Genomic DNA, 16504 nt, shown 5'->3' with positions numbered 1-16504 from the left:
GGTACTGCTCCTGTGACCTCAGGCCCAGGCCATGGAGGAGAGGTCGTTCGCGAAGATCGGCATGTCCTTCCAGAGGCCGCGCACGTTCTTGTTCGCCACGGTCACCCACTGCGGCTGGTACAGGAAGGCCATCGGCGCGTCCTCGGCGATCAGGCGCTGGATGTCGGCCAGCAGCTTCATGCGGTCCTTGGCGTTGCCGGTGGACTTGTACTTGGTGTACAGCTCGTCGAACTTCGGCGAGTGGTAGTTCCAGTAGTAGTCCGGCTTGGCGAAGTTGCCCAGGTCGAACGGCTCGACGTGCGAGATGATGGTCAGGTCGTAGTTCTTCGCGCCGTACACGTTGGAGAGCCACTGCGCCCATTCCACGTTCTGCAGCTTCGCGTTGATGCCGACCTTGGAGAGCTCCGAGGCGATCACTTCGCCGCCTTGCCGCGCGTACGGCGGCGGCGGCAGCGTGATGGTGACGTCCAGGTTGCTGACTCCGGCTTCCTTCAGCAGCGCGCGCGCCTTGTCCGGGTTGTACGCATCGACGGATGTGAGGTCGATGTAGCCCGGTGCGCTCGGCGGGTAGTAGCTGCCGATCGGCACGCCGTAGCCGTCGCCCGCGCCCTGGATCACGGCCTTGCGGTCGATCGCCATGTTGATGGCGCGGCGCACGCGCACGTCGTCGAAGGGCTTCTTCTTGTCGTTGATCGCCATGATGGTCTTGGCGCGCGAGCCCGACACCACGACCTGGAACTTCGGGTTGCCCTTGAACTGCTCCACGCTGCGCGGCGTGATGCGCGGGAACGCGTCGATGTCGCCGGCCAGCATCGCCGCGACCTGCGCCGCCGGGTCCGCGATGAAGCGGAAGCTGGCGCGCTGCAGCTTGATCGCGGACGCGTTGCGGTAGCCGTCCCACTTCTTCAGCGAGATCGAGGAGCCCTTCACCCAGTTCTCCAGCATGTACGGACCGGTGCCCACCGGCTTGGTCATGTTGGTGTCGGCGCTCTTCGGCTCCACGATCACGGCAGTCGCCTGTCCCATCAGGAAGGGGAAGTCGGGGTCGATCTCCTTGGTCAGGACCACCACCGTGTGCTCGTCGACGGCGCGCGTGGTGAGCGCCGCGAAGGTGCGCTTGTCCTTGTTGGTGCTCTTCTCGGCGCCGGCGCGGTCGAACGAGAACTTCACGGCCTGCGCGTTGAAGGGCTCGCCGTTCTGGAACTTGACGCCCTTGCGCAGCTTGAAGGTGTAGGTGGTGAGGTCGGGCGAGACCTCCCAGCTCTCCGCCAGCAGCGGCGTGACCGAGCCATCGGGATGGATCTTGGTGAGCGTCTCGTAGATGTTGTACTGCGTGACCTCCGCGATGGAGGACGCGGCGCCGCCGGTGGGGTCGAGGCCGGGGCTCGGCTCCAGGGCCATGCCCAGCACGATGCCGTCCTTGCGCCCCTGGGCGAGCACGCCCGCGGGCAGGGTGGCCAGGGCGGCGAGCGAGGCGGAGTGGGTCAGGACACTGCGGCGTTTCATCATGGGTGCAACTCCAGGGAGGTCGTTGTTGGTGGCGGCCGGTGCGGCCGAGCGATGATCATCCCCGACATTGCGCGCGCGAGGCAAGAGGGGATCACTGGGGGCGTCAGCGGGAGGCCTGCAGCGGCGGCGGCTCCGCGCGCGGCACGGCGTCCACCAGGGTGCGCGTGTACTCGTGTTCCGGATGCGCGAACAGGCGCTCCGGCGCTCCCTGCTCCACGATGCGGCCCTGGAACAGCACGGCGACCTCGTCGCACAGGTGCTGCACGACGGCCAGGTCATGGCTGATCAGCATGTAGGTGACGCCGAACTCCGCCTGCAGGTCCTGCATCAGGTTGAGCACCTGCGCCTGCACGGAGACGTCGAGCGCGCTGACCGGTTCGTCCGCGACGATCAGGCGCGGCCGCGTGACCAGCGCCCGCGCGATCGCGATGCGCTGGCGCTGGCCGCCAGAGAATTCATGCGGATACTTGCCCAGGTCGTTGCTGCGCAGGCCCACGGCCTGCACGGCTTCGCGCGCGCGCTGCCGCTGCTCGTCGCGCGGCGTGCCTTGCGCGCTGAGCGGCTCGCACACGATGCGCTCGATGCTCTGGCGCGGGTCGAGCGAGCCGTACGGGTCCTGGAACACCATCTGGAAATCGCGCCGGGCGCGCCGCAGTTCCTCGCGCGGCAAGGCATGCAGGTCGCGCCCCAGCAGGCGCACGCTGCCGGACGTGGGCTGGTCCAGCGCCATCACCAGGCGCGCGAGCGTGGACTTGCCGGAGCCCGACTCGCCGACGATGCCCAGGCTGCGGCCGGGCGCGATGCGGAAGCTCACGCCGCGCAATGCATGCACCTGGCCCGGCGGCGCGAACAGCGACTCGCGCGGCAAGGTGTAGTCCTTGACGAGGTTCTCGACTTGCAGCAGCGGCTGTTCCTCCCTCGCTCCTTGGGAGAGGGTGGGGGTGAGGACATCCACGCGCGTCACGGCTGTTCCTCCCTCTCCCCGTGCGCGAGGGTGGCGGTCAGGGCAGCGGCGCCGGCCGCCTTCGTGGCTTCCACCGCCTCCAGCCGGATGCAGCGCGCGACATGCCCGGGGTCCACCTGGTACGGTGGCGGCACCGTGACGTGGCACTCCGGAACCGTGAAGCCGCAGCGTCCCGCGAACGGACACCCCGCCGGCAGGTCCACCAGTTCCGGGACGGTCCCCGGAATCGTCGCGAGCCGCTGGCCCTTGGCCGTGCGCAGCCCCGGCCGCGCGGCGAACAGTCCGAGCGTGTAGGGATGCACGGGATGCGCGAACACCGATGCGGTCGCACCGCTTTCGACCACGCTGCCGCCATACATCACGAGCATGCGCCGCACGCTCTGCGCGATCACGCCCAGGTCGTGCGAGATCAGCACCAGCGCCATGCCGCGCTCGGCGACCAGCTCGCGCACGAGGTCCAGGATCTGCCGCTGGATCGTGACGTCCAGCGCCGTCGTCGGTTCGTCGGCCACCAGCAGGTCCGGCCCGCAGGCGAGCGCCATCGCGATGGTGATGCGTTGCCGCTGCCCACCGGAGAACTGGTGCGGGTACGCGTCCGCGCGCCGCGCCGCATCGGGAATGCCGACGCGGTCCAGCAGCGCGATCGCCTGCTTGCGCGCCTCGGCGCGCGACACGCCACGATGCAGCCGCAGCGGCTCCGCCACCTGGTCGCCGACGGTGTGCACGGGGTTCAAGGCCGTCATCGGTTCCTGGAACACCATGGCCATGCGGTCGCCGCGCAGCGCCTGCAGGTCGCGCTCGGGCAGGCCGACCAGCTCCTTGCCCTCGAACGCGATGCTGCCCGTGACGCGCGCACCCTCGGGCAGCAGTCCCATCAGCGCCATGACCGTGAGCGACTTGCCGCAGCCCGACTCGCCGACGATGCCCAGCGTCTCGCCGCGCTCCAATGTGAAGCCCACGTTGCGCACTGCGAGCGCGGGGCCGCGCTGCGTCTGCAGTTGCACGGACAGGTCGCGGACTTCGAGCAGGGGCATGGCGGTCAGCGCTTGCGCGCGAGGCGCGGATCGAACAGGTCGCGCAGCCCGTCGCCGAGGAGGTTGAGGCCCATCACCGCGAGCGCGATGGCGACGCCCGGGAAGACCGCGAGCAGCGGCGCCTGGAACATCAGGGTCTGCGCCTCGCTCAGCATCCGCCCCCAGGAGGGCTGCGGCGGTTGCGTGCCCAGGCCCAGGTAGGACAGGGCCGCCTCGGCGAGGATGGCGATGGCGAAGCGGATGGTCGCCTGCACGATCAGCACCGACAGGATGTTGGGCAGCACGTGCTCCAGCGTGATGCTCACGCGGCCCTTGCCGCAGGCGCGCGCGGCCAGCACGTACTCGCGGCCCCACACCGCGTTGGCCGAGGCGCGCGTGATGCGGGCGAACGTCGGGATGTTGTAGATCCCGATCGCGATGATCGCGTTGACCATGCCCGGGCCGAACACGGCCGTCATCATGATCGCGGAGAGGATGGCGGGGAAGGCGAACGCGAAGTCCGACACCCGCATGATCAGCTCCTCCACCCAGCCCCGGCGCGCGGAGGCGAGCAGGCCGAAGGCCGTCCCGATCACCAGTCCGATGCCCACGGCGACCACGCCGACCACGATCGAGGCGCGCGCGCCCACCAGCAGCTGCGACACGACGTCGCGTCCATAGGGATCGGTGCCCAGCCAGTGCTGCGCATCGGGCGCGCGCAGCTTCAGCGCCATGTCCACTTCGTACGGGTTGAAGGGCGTCCACACGAAGGACAGGCCCGCCGCCAACACCAGCAGCACGCTCAGGACCAGACCGACCATGAAGCTCGGGTTGCGGCGGGCGCGCCGCCAGAAGCCGTGGGCCTGCAGCGGGGCGAGCGGGGCGGTGTCGAGAACTGCGCTCATATATCGCTCGCCTTCACGCGCGGGTCGATCGCGGCATAGAGCACGTCCACGACGAAGTTCACGATCACCACCATCGCCGCCAGCAGCATCACGCAGTTGCGCACCACGATCAGGTCGCGGTTGGAGATGGACTGGAAGATCAGGCGGCCCAGGCCCGGCAGGTAGAACACGCTTTCCACGACGATGGTGCCGGCCAGCAGCTCGGCGAACTGCAGGCCCATCACCGTGATGACGGGAATGAGCGCGTTGCGCAGCACGTGCTTCCAGAGCGTCGCGCGGCGCGACAGCCCCTTGGCCCGCGCCGTGCGCACGAAGTCCTCGCGCAGCACGTCCAGCACCGAGGACCGCGTGATGCGCGTGAGGATCGCCGACTGCACGACGGCCAGCGACAAGGCCGGCAGCAGCAGGGCGCGCAGGCCGGCCACGATGCCTTCATCCCAGCCGGGAAAGCCGCCGGCCGAGAACCACTTGAGCTTTACCGAGAACAGCAGGATCAGCAGGATGGCGAACCAGAAGTTGGGGATGGCGATGCCCACCTGCGTCAGGCCGATCACGCCGACGTCCCCGGCCTTGTTGTGCCGGGAGGCGGCGTAGATGCCCGCGACCAGGGCGATCACGGTGGTCAAGGCCATCGCCATGAGGGCCAGCGGGACGGTGAGCGCCAGCCGTTCCGACACGAGCTCGCTGACCGGCGTGCTGTACGCGTAGCTCAGCCCGAGGTCGCCGTGAAGGAGGCCCGTGATCCATTCCCAGTAGCGCGTGGCGGCGGGCCGATCCAGGCCCAGCTTGTGCGCGAGCGCCACCACGGCCTCCGGCGAAGCGTCGGGCCCCATGATGATCTGCGCCGCGTTGCCGGGGAGGATCTCCAGCACCAGGAAGACCACGATCGAGGTGCCTAACAGCGTCGCAACCAGGGTGATCAGGCGCTTGAACAGGAACAGGGACATGCGCGCGGGATAATGCCAGAACCGTACCAGGAGCTCCGAACAACATGGCATTGATGATTACCGACGAGTGCATCAACTGCGACGTGTGCGAGCCGGAGTGCCCGAACGAGGCGATCTTCCTGGGCCCGGAGATCTACCAGATCTACCCCGACAAATGCACCGAGTGCGTGGGCCACTTCGACGAGCCCCAGTGCGTGCAGGTGTGCCCGGTGGCGTGCATCCCGGTGAACCCCGCGCGCGTCGAAGACCGCGAGACGCTGTGGCAGAAGTACCGGCGGCTCACGGGCGAAGCCAAGGGCTGAGGGGCCGGATTCCTGTCGAGGGGCCGGGCTCTTGTCGAGGGGCCGATCGGTCAGGAGAACGCAGAGGACGCAAAGGTTACGCAGAGGACGCAGAGAAGACTAAGAAGGTTTTTTCTGCGTCCTCTGCGCTATCTCTGCGTCCTCTGCGTTCAATTCTTCGATCGATCCGAGGCTGCCTACCGGCTACTTCTTCGCGGCCGGAGCCTTCGCGGTGAACACGTCCGGGTCCTGCGGCTCGCCTTTCTTGTGCTTCTTGTCCGTCTTGGCGTGCTTCTTGGGCTCGGGTTTGGCCGGCGGCTCCTGCGGGCCGATCACGAGGGCCTTGGGCGCGTTCTTCTCCTGCGCCAGGCGTGCTTTCTCCATGGCCTCGGCGCGCTTCCAGTCTTCCTGGCGGGCCTGGTTCGCGCGGGGGCCGCATCGGCGGGCCGCTGCGGATCGCTGACGTCCAGCGTGGCGCCGCCCGAACAGGGCTTGGTGCCGTAGCTGTTGCCGCAGCGGTAGACGGTCTGCGCGGACGCCGCGGCGCCGGCGAGGGCCAGGACCAGGAGGAGGGGTGTCTTCAGGGGCATCGTCTCCTCCTCGCGGAGTTCAGGTGGGGTCGGGCTCGGGCCGCGGTGGCTTGGGCCGGGGCGCCTTGTGCGTGTGGACGATCAGCGTGGCCTTGTCCATTTCGCCGGCGAGCATCGCGGGCACCGCCTTGAGCGTGCGTGTCACGCATTCCTCGATGGCGGTGCGCTGCTCGGGCGAGGGCTTCTTCAGCACCCAGTTCACCACCTCGGACTTCACGCCGGGGTGGCCGATGCCGATGCGCAGCCGCCAGTAGTCGCCCGTGCCCAGTTGCGCGTGGATGTCGCGCAGCCCGTTGTGGCCCGCGTGGCTGCCGCCGAACTTGAGCTTGGCCTGGCCGGGGACCACGTCCAGTTCGTCGTGCACCACGAGGATCTCCTCCGGCGCGATCTTGTAGAAGCGCGCCAGCGCCGCCACCGACTTGCCCGACACGTTCATGAAGGTCTGCGGCTCCAGCAACCACACCGTGTGGCCATGCACGTTGGCGCGGGCGACCAGCCCGTGGTAGCCGCGGTCGTGCACCAGGTTCACCTTCAGGTCGCGCGCAAGCTCGTCCACCCACCAGAAACCGGCGTTGTGGCGGGTGGCTTCGTACTCGGGTCCGGGGTTGCCCAGCCCGACGAACAGCTTGATCATGGTTCACGGCTCTCAGGTTAGGCCGCGCTGCGCGGCGCGGCGATGGAACTATTGTCGCGGGCCGGATGCGAAAAAGCCCGCTTGCGCGGGCTTTCCGTCGACGTCCCCGCTCGCGCAGGGAAGGCGATGCTTACTTCTTGGCAGCGGGGGCCTTGGCTGCCGGCTTGGCAGCGGCTTCCTTGCCACCCTTGGCAGCGGGCGCGGCCTTGGCGTCGGCCGCCGGTGCGGCAGCAGCGGTTTCGGCGCCCGCAGCGGCGTCCGCGGCGGATTCTTCAGCGGCGGCGACCACGACGGAGACCAGCACCGGGTTCGGCTTGCCGTGCGTGACGGCCTTCACGCCCTTGGGCAGCGTGATGTCGTTCAGGTGCAGCGACGTGCCCTTCTTCAGGCCGGACAGGTCGATCTCGATGAACTCGGGCAGGTCGGCCGGCAGGCAGGAGATGTCCAGTTCGGTCACGACCGGGTTCACCAGGCAGTGCTCCAGCTTCACGGCTTCCGATTCCTCGGCGTTCTTGTAGTGCACCGGCACCTTCATGTGCAGGCGGGTGTTGGCCTCGACCCGCTGGAAGTCGATGTGCTGCACCTGCTGGCGGTACGGGTGGTACTGCACGTCACGCAGCAGCACCTTGGCGGTGTTGCCGGCGAGCTCCATGTCCAGGATGGACGAGTGGAAGGCTTCCTTCTTCAGGGCGTGCCACAGCGCGTTGTGATCGAGCTCGATCAGTTGCGGCTGGCCGGAGCCGCCATAGACGATGCCGGGGGTCTTGCCGATATTGCGGAGACGGCGGCTCGCACCCGTACCTTCCGCCTTGCGCTCGAAAGCGACGAATTTCATGAACATTCTCCAATCAGGGATGCACCGCGACCAGCGCGATCCCATTACAAAATGGACGGCCTTCGGCCGTCCTCCAAGTCGCGCGCAATAACATGCAGCGCGATTTCACTTGCGGGCAGGATCCGGCTTTGCCGGGCCTGTCCGCACTGATCAGGCCACTTTGAAAAGTCGCGCAGCGACTTTTCAAAGTGAAGGTCTCAGAACAGGTTGACCTGGTCCGAGAACAGACTCATCACCGACTCGCCCTTGGCGATGCGCTGGATGGTTTCAGCGATCAGGGGGCCGACGGACAGCTGGCGGATCTTGGCGCAGGCGCGTGCCGCATCCGACAGCGGGATCGTATTGGTCACCACCACCTCGTCCAGGGCGCCGCCCTTGGACAGCCGGTCGATGGCGGGACCCGAGAAGATCGGGTGCGTGCAGTACGCATAGACGTGCTTTGCGCCGCGCTCCTTCAGCACCTCGGCCGCCTTCACCAGCGTGCCGGCCGTGTCGATCATGTCGTCCATGATCACGCAGTTGCGGCCGTCGATGTCGCCGATCACGTGCATGACTTCCGAGACGTTCGCCTTCGGGCGGCGCTTGTCGATGATCGCAAGGTCGGTGTTCAGCTGCTTGGCGAGCGCGCGTGCGCGCACGACGCCGCCGACGTCGGGCGATACCACGATCAGGTTGTCGTAGTTCTTCTGGCGCAGGTCGCCCAGCAGCACCGGCGACGCATAGATGTTGTCGACCGGGATGTCGAAGAAGCCCTGGATCTGGTCCGCGTGCAGGTCCATGGTCAGCACGCGCTGCACGCCCACCGTTTCCAGCAGGTTGGCCACCACCTTGGCCGAGATCGGCACGCGCGTCGAGCGCGGGCGGCGGTCCTGGCGGGCGTAGCCGAAGTAGGGGATGACCGCCGTGATCCGTTCGGCCGAGGCGCGCTTGAGCGCATCGACCATGATCAGCAGCTCCATCAGGTTCTCGTTGGTCGGGGCGCAGGTCGACTGCACCACGAACACGTCCCGCGCCCGCACGTTGGTGTTGATCTCCACGGTCACCTCGCCGTCGGAGAAACGGCTGACCGAGGCCGCGCCGAGCGAGATGCCCAGGTGGTGCGCGATCTCTGCCGCCAATGCCGGGTTGGCATTGCCGGTGAAAACCATGAAGTCAGGGGTGGGAGCAGCCTGCATGAGGAAAGGACGTGATCTTCCTGATCGGTCGGGGACAGAGCAGCTTCGGCGTGATCTGTCCCGCAACGACAAACGAAACGGTTTGGCAGGGGAGGAAGGACTCGAACCCTCGCATGCTGGAATCAAAATCCAGTGCCTTAACCAACTTGGCGACTCCCCTACACGGGTCTGACGCTGCGAACAGCCTCAAACCGAATCGTCGCTGGCTGCCCAACCCACCAGGGGATGGACCTCCATCTTGCTGCACTCCCGCACCACCCAGCCAGAACCAGCCCAGTGCGCCGGAGCCTGCCCCAGGGACTGTCCCGGCGACAGCAGCGCGAAGACCGCGCTGCCCGAGCCCGTCATGCGGGCCTGCAAGCCCTGCGAACCCAGCCATTGACACGCCTCGCCCACTTCGGGGCAAAGCTGCCGGGCCACGGGTTCCAGGTCGTTGTGACCGAAACCCCAGGGGTCTGCAGCAAAGCCCGAGATTGTAGCACTGTCGCTGTCCCGTTTCAGGCCGGGGTGGTTGAAGATGTCCCGGGTGGCCAGGCCGCGGGGCGGCTTGACCACCGCGAAGCGTCCTGCCGGAAGCTCCACCGGCGTGATGCGCTCGCCCACGCCTTCGACCCAGGCGTTGCGCCCGCGCAGGAAGAAGGGCACGTCGGCGCCGAGCGTGAGCCCGATGCGCTCCAGTTGCGGCAGGGCCAGCCCGAGCTGCCACAACCGGTTGAGGGCAAGCAGGCAGCTCGCGGCATCCGAAGAGCCGCCGCCCATGCCGGCCTCGGCGGGCAAGCGCTTGTCGACCTGGATGTGGGCTCCGTCGCGCGTACCGGTCGCCTGCTGCAGCGCGCGCGCGGCACGCAGCACCAGGTCGTCGGCGGGCAGGGCGGCGCCCAGGTCCTCGCGCGAGAGTCGGCCGCCCGGGCGGCGTTCGAAATGCAGCGTGTCATGCCAGTCCAGCAGCATGAACACCGACTGCAGCAAGTGGTAGCCGTCCGCGCGCCGGCCGGTGATGTGCAGGAAGAGGTTGAGCTTGGCGGGCGCGGGGATGTCGTGCAGCGAACGCATCGTTTAACGTTCGAACACCAGGCGCAGGTCGGCCAGCGGTGGGGGGTCCGTGCGGCGCGCGTGCAGCCGGCCCTCGCGGACCTGGCTCACGTCGGCCTGCCAGCCGGCGACGGCCGTGGCCTTGCCCTGCAGCCAGTCGAACAGCGAGGCCACGGGCAGCGGCGCACCGGTGGCTTGCTGCGCGAGTTCATCCAGCGAGCCGAACGCGCGGGTCTTGCCCTCGGCCCGCAGCGTGGCGGTGCCCGGCGCCCAATCCAGCACGGCGAGCGTGCCGCCCAGCGGATTGAACAGGGTCAGCTCCCCTTGCTCGGGCGCGCCCTTGAGTTCGAAGCCCGCGGAGAAGGAGCGACTGGCCTCGCCCTCCACGTTCAGCGCGAGCCGCCCGTTCCACTGCTGGACGCCGGCAGGGGCGACGGTGGGTGGCGTCGCGCACGCGGCCAGCAGCAGGGCGCAAGCCGCCGTCGCGCCCCATCGCGCCAGCGCACGCGCAGTCACGGGATTACCCTCCGTCCTGCGGACTGCGGGATTCGCCTTGGGGCGGCCCGGCGGGTCACTGAGGCACCTTCGTGCTGCGCACTGCGGTATTCGCCCTTGGGGCGGCCCGGCGGGCTCATGGCTTCACCTGCAGGCGCTTGAGCGTCTCCTGCAAGGTTTCGTTGTCGGGGCTTTGCAGCAGGCCTTCGCGCCACACGGCCTGCGCCTGGTCGCGCTGGCCCAGGCTCCACAGCACTTCGCCCAGGTGGGCCGCGATCTCGGGATCGGGCCGCTCCTTGTACGCCGCCTGCAGGATGCGCAGCGCGTCGGCCTTGTTGCCCATGCGGTACTCGACCCACGCCAGGCTGTCGCTGATGAAGGGATCGCCCGGCGAGAACTGCAGCGCCTTCTCGATCAGCTGCTTGGCCTCGGGCAGCCGCACGTTGCGCTCGGCCAGCGAGTAGCCCAGCGCGTTGTACGCGTGCTGGTAGTCGGGCTTCTTCACCATCAGCTCGCGCAGCAGTTTCTCCATGTCGTCGAAGTGGCCCATCTTCTCGGCCAGCATCGCCTGGTCGTACAGCAGGTCGGGATCGGCGGGATCCTTCGCGACCATCTGCCCGAGCACGTCATAGGCGGCCTGGTACTGCTTGTTGTCCCGCAGCAGCTGCACTTCGGCCAGTCCCTTGAGCCGCGCGTCCGCGGGCGAACGCTCGGGCACGGCGCGGATCAGCTTGAGCGCTTCGTCGATCTTCCCCTGCCGCGCGAGGATGGACGCGCGCCGGCTCTGCGCCTGCAGCAGGTCCTGCGCGCTGTCGATGCGGTCCAGCCAGGCATTGGCCTGCGCATAGTGGCCCCGCTTCTCCTCGACCTGCGCCAGCGCCAGGTAGGCCTGCGCGATCCCGCGGCTGCGTTCCTCACTGGCGCCCTGCGACTGCACGAGCGCCAGGTATTTCTTCAGCGACGCTTCCGCGGCGTCGAGCTGGTTGTCCTGCACCTGCAGGGAGCCCTGCGCGAGCCACGCCTCGGGGAAGTCGGGACGCTCGCGCGTCACCACCTCCAGCTGCTGCAATGCTTCGCTCGAGCGCTGTGCATCGAGCAACGCGCGCGCATAGGACAGGCGCAGCTCCGGCAGCGGCTGGCCCTGCAGGTAGTTGCGCACCAGCGCTTCCGCCTCGGGCACCTTGGGGTCCATGATCTCCAGCGCCAGCAGGACCGGGCCTTCGGCCTTGGGGTTCGCCGCCTGGCCGCGCCGTGCGGCATCGAGCGCGCCCGCGGTGTCTCCGGCAGCGAGCCGCAGGCGGCCCACGGCGCTCCATGCTGCAGCGCCGGTGTCGGGCTTGCCCAGGTAATCGGCGAGGCCCTTCTGCAGCGTGGCCGCGGCTTCCTTCTTGTCGGCGGCGCGCGCATAGGCGCGGGCGATCGCGGCGATCACGGCCGGGCGGTCGCCGGGGTCGGTCAAGGCCAGCTCGGTGCGCAGCGGCTCGACGCTCTCCGGCAGCTTGTTGAGTGCGACCAGGATCTGCAGCACGTAGCGGTTCGCCTCGCGCGACTGCGGAAAGGCCTGCTTCCACGCCCGGGCCGCCTGCAGCGCGGCGTCGCCGCTGCGCGCTTCGAAGGCGAGTTCCACGGCGCGCTGGTACAGCGCCGGGTCGTTGGTCTTGCGGGCCGCATCGAGGATCAGCGCGAAGCCGACGCCGGGGTCGGCGCCGCGGGAATTCAGTTCGCCCAGCAGCAGCTCGTAGAAGAGTTCCGCATCGAGTCCGCTGTTCGCGGGGGCCGCGGCGACCGTCGTGCCGGTGTCGGTGCCGGTGGTTTGAGCGAGGGCCGGCGCCATGCTGGCGCAGGCGGCGAAGAGGGCGGCGGCCAGGGCCGCCGGGCGGAATCGCATCATCGAACCATCATAATCCGCGATCCTGAACCCAGGCCGGCGCCGCGCTGCACCAGGGTCGCGGCATGGGAATCGTCCCCGGCGCCCATGAAGCTCCGTGCCGCGGGTCGCTCGTGCACGGGAGTCCTCCAGCGGCCAACCCAGTCCATGCCCGAACTACCCGAAGTCGAGGTCACTCGCCTCAGTTTTGCCGAACGGATCGCGGGTGCGCGCATCGAAGCGGTGCGCGTGGGCAAGCCCCTGCGCTGGCCGATGGGCGTGGCCCCGGAGGCGCTGATCGGTCGCACCGTGCGTGGCGTGCGCCGGCGCGGCAAGTACCTGCTGGTGGACCTGGACCGGGGCCTGCTCCTGCTGCACCTGGGCATGTCCGGCAGCCTGCGTTTCGACGCGGAGGTGCCCGCTGCACAGGTGCACGACCACTTCGACCTGGTCACGAGCCGCGGCGTGCTGCGCCTGAACGACCCGCGCCGTTTCGGTGCGGTCGTCTACGCGGAGAGCGAAGACGCGCCCGCGGCGCAGAAGCTGCTGGGCGCCCTGGGCGTGGAGCCGCTCACCAGCCAGTTCGACCTGGATGCCTTCCACGCGGGGCTGAAGAAGCGCAAGGCGCCGATCAAGCAGGTGCTGCTCGCGGGCGACCTGGTGGTGGGCGTCGGCAACATCTACGCTTCCGAGGCGCTGTTCCTCGCGGGCATCCGCCCCACGCTGGCTGCCAACCGCATCAGCCGGCCGCGCGCGGCGCGCCTGCAGGCCGCCATCCGTGAAGTACTTGCGAAAGCGGTGGCCAAGGGAGGCAGCACCTTGCGTGACTTTTCCAACGCCCACGGCGAATCGGGCTACTTCCAGCTGGAAGCCATGGTCTACGACCGGGCCGGCGAGCCGTGCCGCGTCTGCGGCTCCCCCATCCGGACGATCCGGCAGGGCGCGCGCGCAACGTATTTCTGCCCGGTGTGCCAGAAGTCCTGAGGCAAAAAAGGGTCGGATGCTATAGTGATTTGCACAGTTGGGGGCTCCGTGGGTACTTCTTTCAATGAGCAATTCGACCAGCACGGCGTATGGCGGCGTGAGTTCGCCCTGCGCCTGAAGCTGCTGGGCGAATGGCTGAAGGACCACGACATCCTCGATAGCGCGGTCGAAGAGCGCCTGCGTCGCCTCGAGGGCCAGATGCGCTCCGACAAGGTGATGGTCGCCTTCGTCGCCGAGTTCTCGCGCGGCAAGTCGGAGCTGATCAACGCGATCTTCTTTGCGGGCTACAAGCGCCGCATCATGCCGGCGAGCGCCGGGCGCACGACGATGTGCCCGACCGAGCTGGGCTACGACCCCGAAGTGCCGCCCTGCCTGCGGCTGCTGCCGATCGAGACGCGCCTGCAGACGCAGCCGCTGATGGAATGGCGCATGGTGCCGGAGAAGTGGCACCGGGTGGACCTGGACGTGAACGATCCCGCGCAGCTCGCGCAGGCCTTCGAGAAGGTCTCCGAGGTGCGCCGCGTCACGATCGCCGAGGCCAGGGCCCTGGGCTTCTGGCACGAGGAGTCGCCGGAGGACAACCCGATCCCCGGCGCCGACGGCCTGGTCGAAGTTCCGAACTGGCGCCATGCCCTGATCAACATCGCGCACCCGCTGCTCAAGCAGGGGCTCGTGATCCTGGACACCCCGGGCCTCAACGCGATCGGCGCCGAACCCGAGCTGACGGTCAACCTGATCCCGCAGGCCCATGCGGTGGTGTTCATCCTGGCCGCCGACACCGGTGTCACCAAGTCGGACCTCGCCATCTGGCGCGAGCACCTGATCGCCGAAGACACCCACGCCGATTCGCGCCTGGTGGTGTTGAACAAGATCGACACGATGTGGGACGCGCTGTCCACGCCGGCGCAGGTGCAGGCGCAGATCGAGCGCCAGCGCCGCACGACCGCCGAAATCCTGGGGCTGCAGGAGCAGCAGGTGATCCCGGTGTCCGGCCAGAAGGGCCTGGTCGCGAAGGTCAACAGCAACATCGAACTGCTGCGCGCGAGCAACCTGCCGGCGCTGGAGCAGGCGCTCGCGCACGGGGTGCTGGACCAGCGCCAGAAGATCCTGCGCGCCTCGGTGGCGAGCAACATCTCCGAGCTGCGTACCGAAGCCACGCGGGTGCTGGGCATCCGCCGGCGCGACCTCGCCGAGCAGATGGTGGAACTCAAGGGGCTGCGCGGCAAGAACACGTCCGTCATCAAGCACATGCGTGCGCGCATCGAGCAGGAGCAGGCGGAGTTCGACGCGAGCGGCGCCAAGATCCACGCCGTGCGCTCCGTGCACCTCAAGCTGCTGCGCGACGTCTTCGGCCTGCTGGGAACGAGCACGCTCAAGACCGAGATGGCGGAGCTCACGAGCGCCCTGCGCACGCCAGGCCTGAAGCTCGGTGTACGCAAGGCCTACGCCCGCACCTTCGACCGCCTGCGCGAGGGCCTGCGCCAGGCCGAGAAGGTCAGCGGCGAGATCCAGACCATGCTCACGGGCACCTTCCGGCAGCTCAATGCCGAATACGGCTTCTCGCTGCAGGCGCCGCGCGAGCCGGACCTGGCGCGCTACGAGCGTGACCTCGACCTGGTGGAGCGCAGCCACAACCAGTACCTGGGCGTGAGCAATGCGCTCAAGCTGGCGCAGCCCGAGTTCGCGGACCGCCTGGTGCGCGCACTGGCCACGCGCCTGCGCGTGATCTACGAGTCGGCGCTGGGCGAAGTGGAGCTGTGGAACAAGTCCGCGGCGGCGCAGCTCGATGCGCAGCTGCGCGAGCGCCGCCGCAACTTCGGCCGCCGGCTCGAAGCGATCGACCGCATCCGGCAGGCCGCGACAGGGCTGGACGACCGCATCGCCGAAATCCGCTCGCAGGAAGCGGCGCTGGACGAACTCGATGCCAAGCTCGCCGAGCTCACCGCGCACCTCACCAGCACGCCGATGTCGAACCGGGACGCCCAGGAGGCGGCCGAGCCCGAGCTGAAGACCGCGTGAGCCCGCCGGGCCGCCCCAAGGGCGAACACCGCAGTGCGCAGCACGGAGGCGATCCGGTGACCGCGCGGCCGACCGGCCGCACCAAGGCCACCGGGCGCGCAGCGCCAGCTTCCCGTCCTGCTCCTGCCCTGGCCGGTTTCTCCGAACGCGTGGTGCGCTGGCAGCGCACGCATGGCCGCAACGCGCTGCCGTGGCAGAACACGCGCGATCCTTATCGCGTGTGGCTGTCGGAAATCATGCTGCAGCAGACGCAGGTGGCGGCCGTCCTGGGCTACTACGAGCGCTTCCTGCAACGCTTCCCCGACGTGCAGGCGCTCGCCGCGGCGCCCCTGGACGACGTGCTCGCGCTGTGGAGCGGCCTGGGCTACTACAGCCGCGCGCGCAACCTGCACCGCTGCGCGCAGGACGTCGTGGCCCTGCATGGCGGCGCGTTCCCGCGCACGGCGGCCGTGCTGGCGACGCTCCCGGGAATCGGCCCTTCGACGGCGGCGGCGATCTCCTCGTTCTGCTTCGGTGAACGCGCCGCCATCCTGGACGGCAACGTCAAGCGCGTGCTCACGCGCGTGCTGGGTTTCGACGACGACCTCGCGCTGGCAGCCAACGAGCGCAGGCTGTGGGAGCACGCGCGCGAACTGCTGCCCACGCACGAACTGCACGAGAACATGCCGCGCTACACGCAAGGCGTGATGGACCTCGGCGCGACGGTGTGCCTGCCGCGCAACCCGAGCTGCCTGATCTGCCCGGCGCAGCCGGATTGCGCCGCGGCCCGGCAGGGCCGGCCCGAGGCGTTCCCCGTGAAGACGCGCAAGCTCAAACGCAGCGCGGAGTCGCTCTGGCTGCTGCATGCGCAGGCGGGCGACGGCTCGGTGTGGCTGCAGAAACGGCCGACGCCCGGCGTGTGGGCGGGGCTTTACTGCCTGCCCGTGTTCGCGAGCCGCGATGCGCTGGAAGACGCGCTGCCCCCGACGGCGCGCCGGCGCCTGCGCGAGATCGAACCCTTCGTGCACGTGCTCACGCACAAGGACCTGCACCTGCATCCTGTGCAGGCGGTGGTCACGAGCGACTGGGGCGCGGGCGAGGGCAAATGGTTCTCCGCGAGCGAGTGGCCCGCGCTGGGTTTGCCTGCGCCGGTGCGCAGGTTCCTGGAGCGGGTTTAGGCGCTAGCTCGCTATCTGGCAGGAGAACGCAGAGGACGCAGAGAAGACCATCAAGAAAGTGGATGTCCTTCTGCGTCCTCTGCGTAACCTCTGCGCA

Annotated in this window: 16 protein-coding genes and 1 tRNA gene; 4 read left to right on the top strand and 13 right to left on the bottom strand. The window is 68.8% G+C overall.

The genetic code is table 11. From position 1 onward, the window contains the following. Positions 1 to 18: 18 nt before the first annotated feature. From JJB11_RS03140 to JJB11_RS03120, 5 genes are all read right to left on the bottom strand, one after another. Positions 19 to 1509: an ABC transporter substrate-binding protein gene (locus tag JJB11_RS03140; RefSeq protein WP_201166438.1), complete on the bottom strand. Its 1491-nt coding sequence runs from the start codon at positions 1507 to 1509 to the stop codon at positions 19 to 21. Between the two features lie 103 nt (positions 1510 to 1612). Then, positions 1613 to 2473 (bottom strand): ATP-binding cassette domain-containing protein, encoded by an 861-nt coding sequence (locus JJB11_RS03135; RefSeq protein ID WP_201964569.1) that lies wholly within the window; start codon positions 2471 to 2473, stop codon positions 1613 to 1615. Next, positions 2470 to 3507, bottom strand: a complete 1038-nt coding sequence (locus JJB11_RS03130; protein ID WP_201166437.1) for an ABC transporter ATP-binding protein — start codon at positions 3505 to 3507, stop codon at positions 2470 to 2472. Before JJB11_RS03130 ends, JJB11_RS03135 begins: the two co-directional genes overlap by 4 nt. Before the next feature lie 5 nt (positions 3508 to 3512). After that, entirely contained in the window at positions 3513 to 4391 is an 879-nt protein-coding gene (locus JJB11_RS03125; protein WP_201166436.1) for an ABC transporter permease, read from the bottom strand. Then, the gene (locus JJB11_RS03120; protein WP_201166435.1) at positions 4388 to 5338 is read right to left on the bottom strand and encodes an ABC transporter permease; all 951 of its coding nucleotides are present in this window, start codon (positions 5336 to 5338) and stop codon (positions 4388 to 4390) included. Before JJB11_RS03120 ends, JJB11_RS03125 begins: the two co-directional genes overlap by 4 nt. A 44-nt stretch (positions 5339 to 5382) precedes the next feature. On the opposite strand from JJB11_RS03120, the gene JJB11_RS03115 reads away from it, so the two are divergent. Beyond that, the gene (locus JJB11_RS03115) at positions 5383 to 5640 is read left to right on the top strand and encodes a YfhL family 4Fe-4S dicluster ferredoxin (protein ID WP_201166434.1); all 258 of its coding nucleotides are present in this window, start codon (positions 5383 to 5385) and stop codon (positions 5638 to 5640) included. A 183-nt stretch (positions 5641 to 5823) separates the two neighbouring features. Here the strand turns inward: JJB11_RS03115 and JJB11_RS03110 are convergent, their stop codons facing one another. The 8 genes from JJB11_RS03110 to JJB11_RS03075 all read right to left on the bottom strand — a co-directional run bounded on the left by JJB11_RS03110 (position 5824) and on the right by JJB11_RS03075 (position 12271). Next, complete coding sequence (locus JJB11_RS03110) at positions 5824 to 6003, bottom strand: hypothetical protein (RefSeq protein WP_201166433.1); 180 nt, start codon at positions 6001 to 6003, stop codon at positions 5824 to 5826. 225 nt (positions 6004 to 6228) lie between these two features. Then, entirely contained in the window at positions 6229 to 6843 is a 615-nt protein-coding gene (gene pth / locus JJB11_RS03105) for an aminoacyl-tRNA hydrolase (protein ID WP_201166432.1), read from the bottom strand. Positions 6844 to 6973: 130 nt separating this feature from the next. Then, the gene (locus JJB11_RS03100) at positions 6974 to 7678 is read right to left on the bottom strand and encodes a 50S ribosomal protein L25/general stress protein Ctc (RefSeq protein WP_201166431.1); all 705 of its coding nucleotides are present in this window, start codon (positions 7676 to 7678) and stop codon (positions 6974 to 6976) included. A gap of 197 nt (positions 7679 to 7875) precedes the next feature. Then, complete coding sequence (locus tag JJB11_RS03095) at positions 7876 to 8853, bottom strand: ribose-phosphate pyrophosphokinase (RefSeq protein WP_201166430.1); 978 nt, start codon at positions 8851 to 8853, stop codon at positions 7876 to 7878. An 83-nt stretch (positions 8854 to 8936) separates the two neighbouring features. Beyond that, positions 8937 to 9013, bottom strand: a tRNA-Gln gene (locus JJB11_RS03090). 26 nt (positions 9014 to 9039) lie between these two features. Further along, a complete protein-coding gene (gene ispE / locus JJB11_RS03085) occupies positions 9040 to 9906 on the bottom strand; it encodes a 4-(cytidine 5'-diphospho)-2-C-methyl-D-erythritol kinase (RefSeq protein ID WP_201166429.1) in 867 nt (288 codons plus the stop codon). A gap of 3 nt (positions 9907 to 9909) precedes the next feature. Next, entirely contained in the window at positions 9910 to 10401 is a 492-nt protein-coding gene (locus JJB11_RS03080) for a lipoprotein insertase outer membrane protein LolB (RefSeq protein ID WP_201166428.1), read from the bottom strand. 115 nt (positions 10402 to 10516) lie between these two features. Next, a complete protein-coding gene (locus JJB11_RS03075) occupies positions 10517 to 12271 on the bottom strand; it encodes a tetratricopeptide repeat protein (protein WP_201166427.1) in 1755 nt (584 codons plus the stop codon). A 144-nt stretch (positions 12272 to 12415) separates the two neighbouring features. On the opposite strand from JJB11_RS03075, the gene mutM reads away from it, so the two are divergent. From mutM to mutY, 3 genes are all read left to right on the top strand, one after another. After that, positions 12416 to 13231, top strand: coding sequence for a bifunctional DNA-formamidopyrimidine glycosylase/DNA-(apurinic or apyrimidinic site) lyase (mutM, locus tag JJB11_RS03070; protein ID WP_201166426.1), 816 nt, complete (start codon positions 12416 to 12418; stop codon positions 13229 to 13231). Positions 13232 to 13279: 48 nt separating this feature from the next. Further along, complete coding sequence (locus JJB11_RS03065; protein WP_201166425.1) at positions 13280 to 15250, top strand: dynamin family protein; 1971 nt, start codon at positions 13280 to 13282, stop codon at positions 15248 to 15250. A 128-nt stretch (positions 15251 to 15378) separates the two neighbouring features. Further along, a complete protein-coding gene (mutY, locus tag JJB11_RS03060) occupies positions 15379 to 16407 on the top strand; it encodes an A/G-specific adenine glycosylase (protein ID WP_207189910.1) in 1029 nt (342 codons plus the stop codon). The last annotated feature ends 97 nt before the right edge of the window (positions 16408 to 16504 follow it).

This window comes from Ramlibacter ginsenosidimutans, from assembly GCF_016654015.1.
GTDB lineage: Bacteria > Pseudomonadota > Gammaproteobacteria > Burkholderiales > Burkholderiaceae_C > Ramlibacter > Ramlibacter ginsenosidimutans.
The sequence above is the reverse complement of the archived record's forward strand: the minus strand, read 5'-3'. Positions and strand labels throughout refer to the sequence as shown.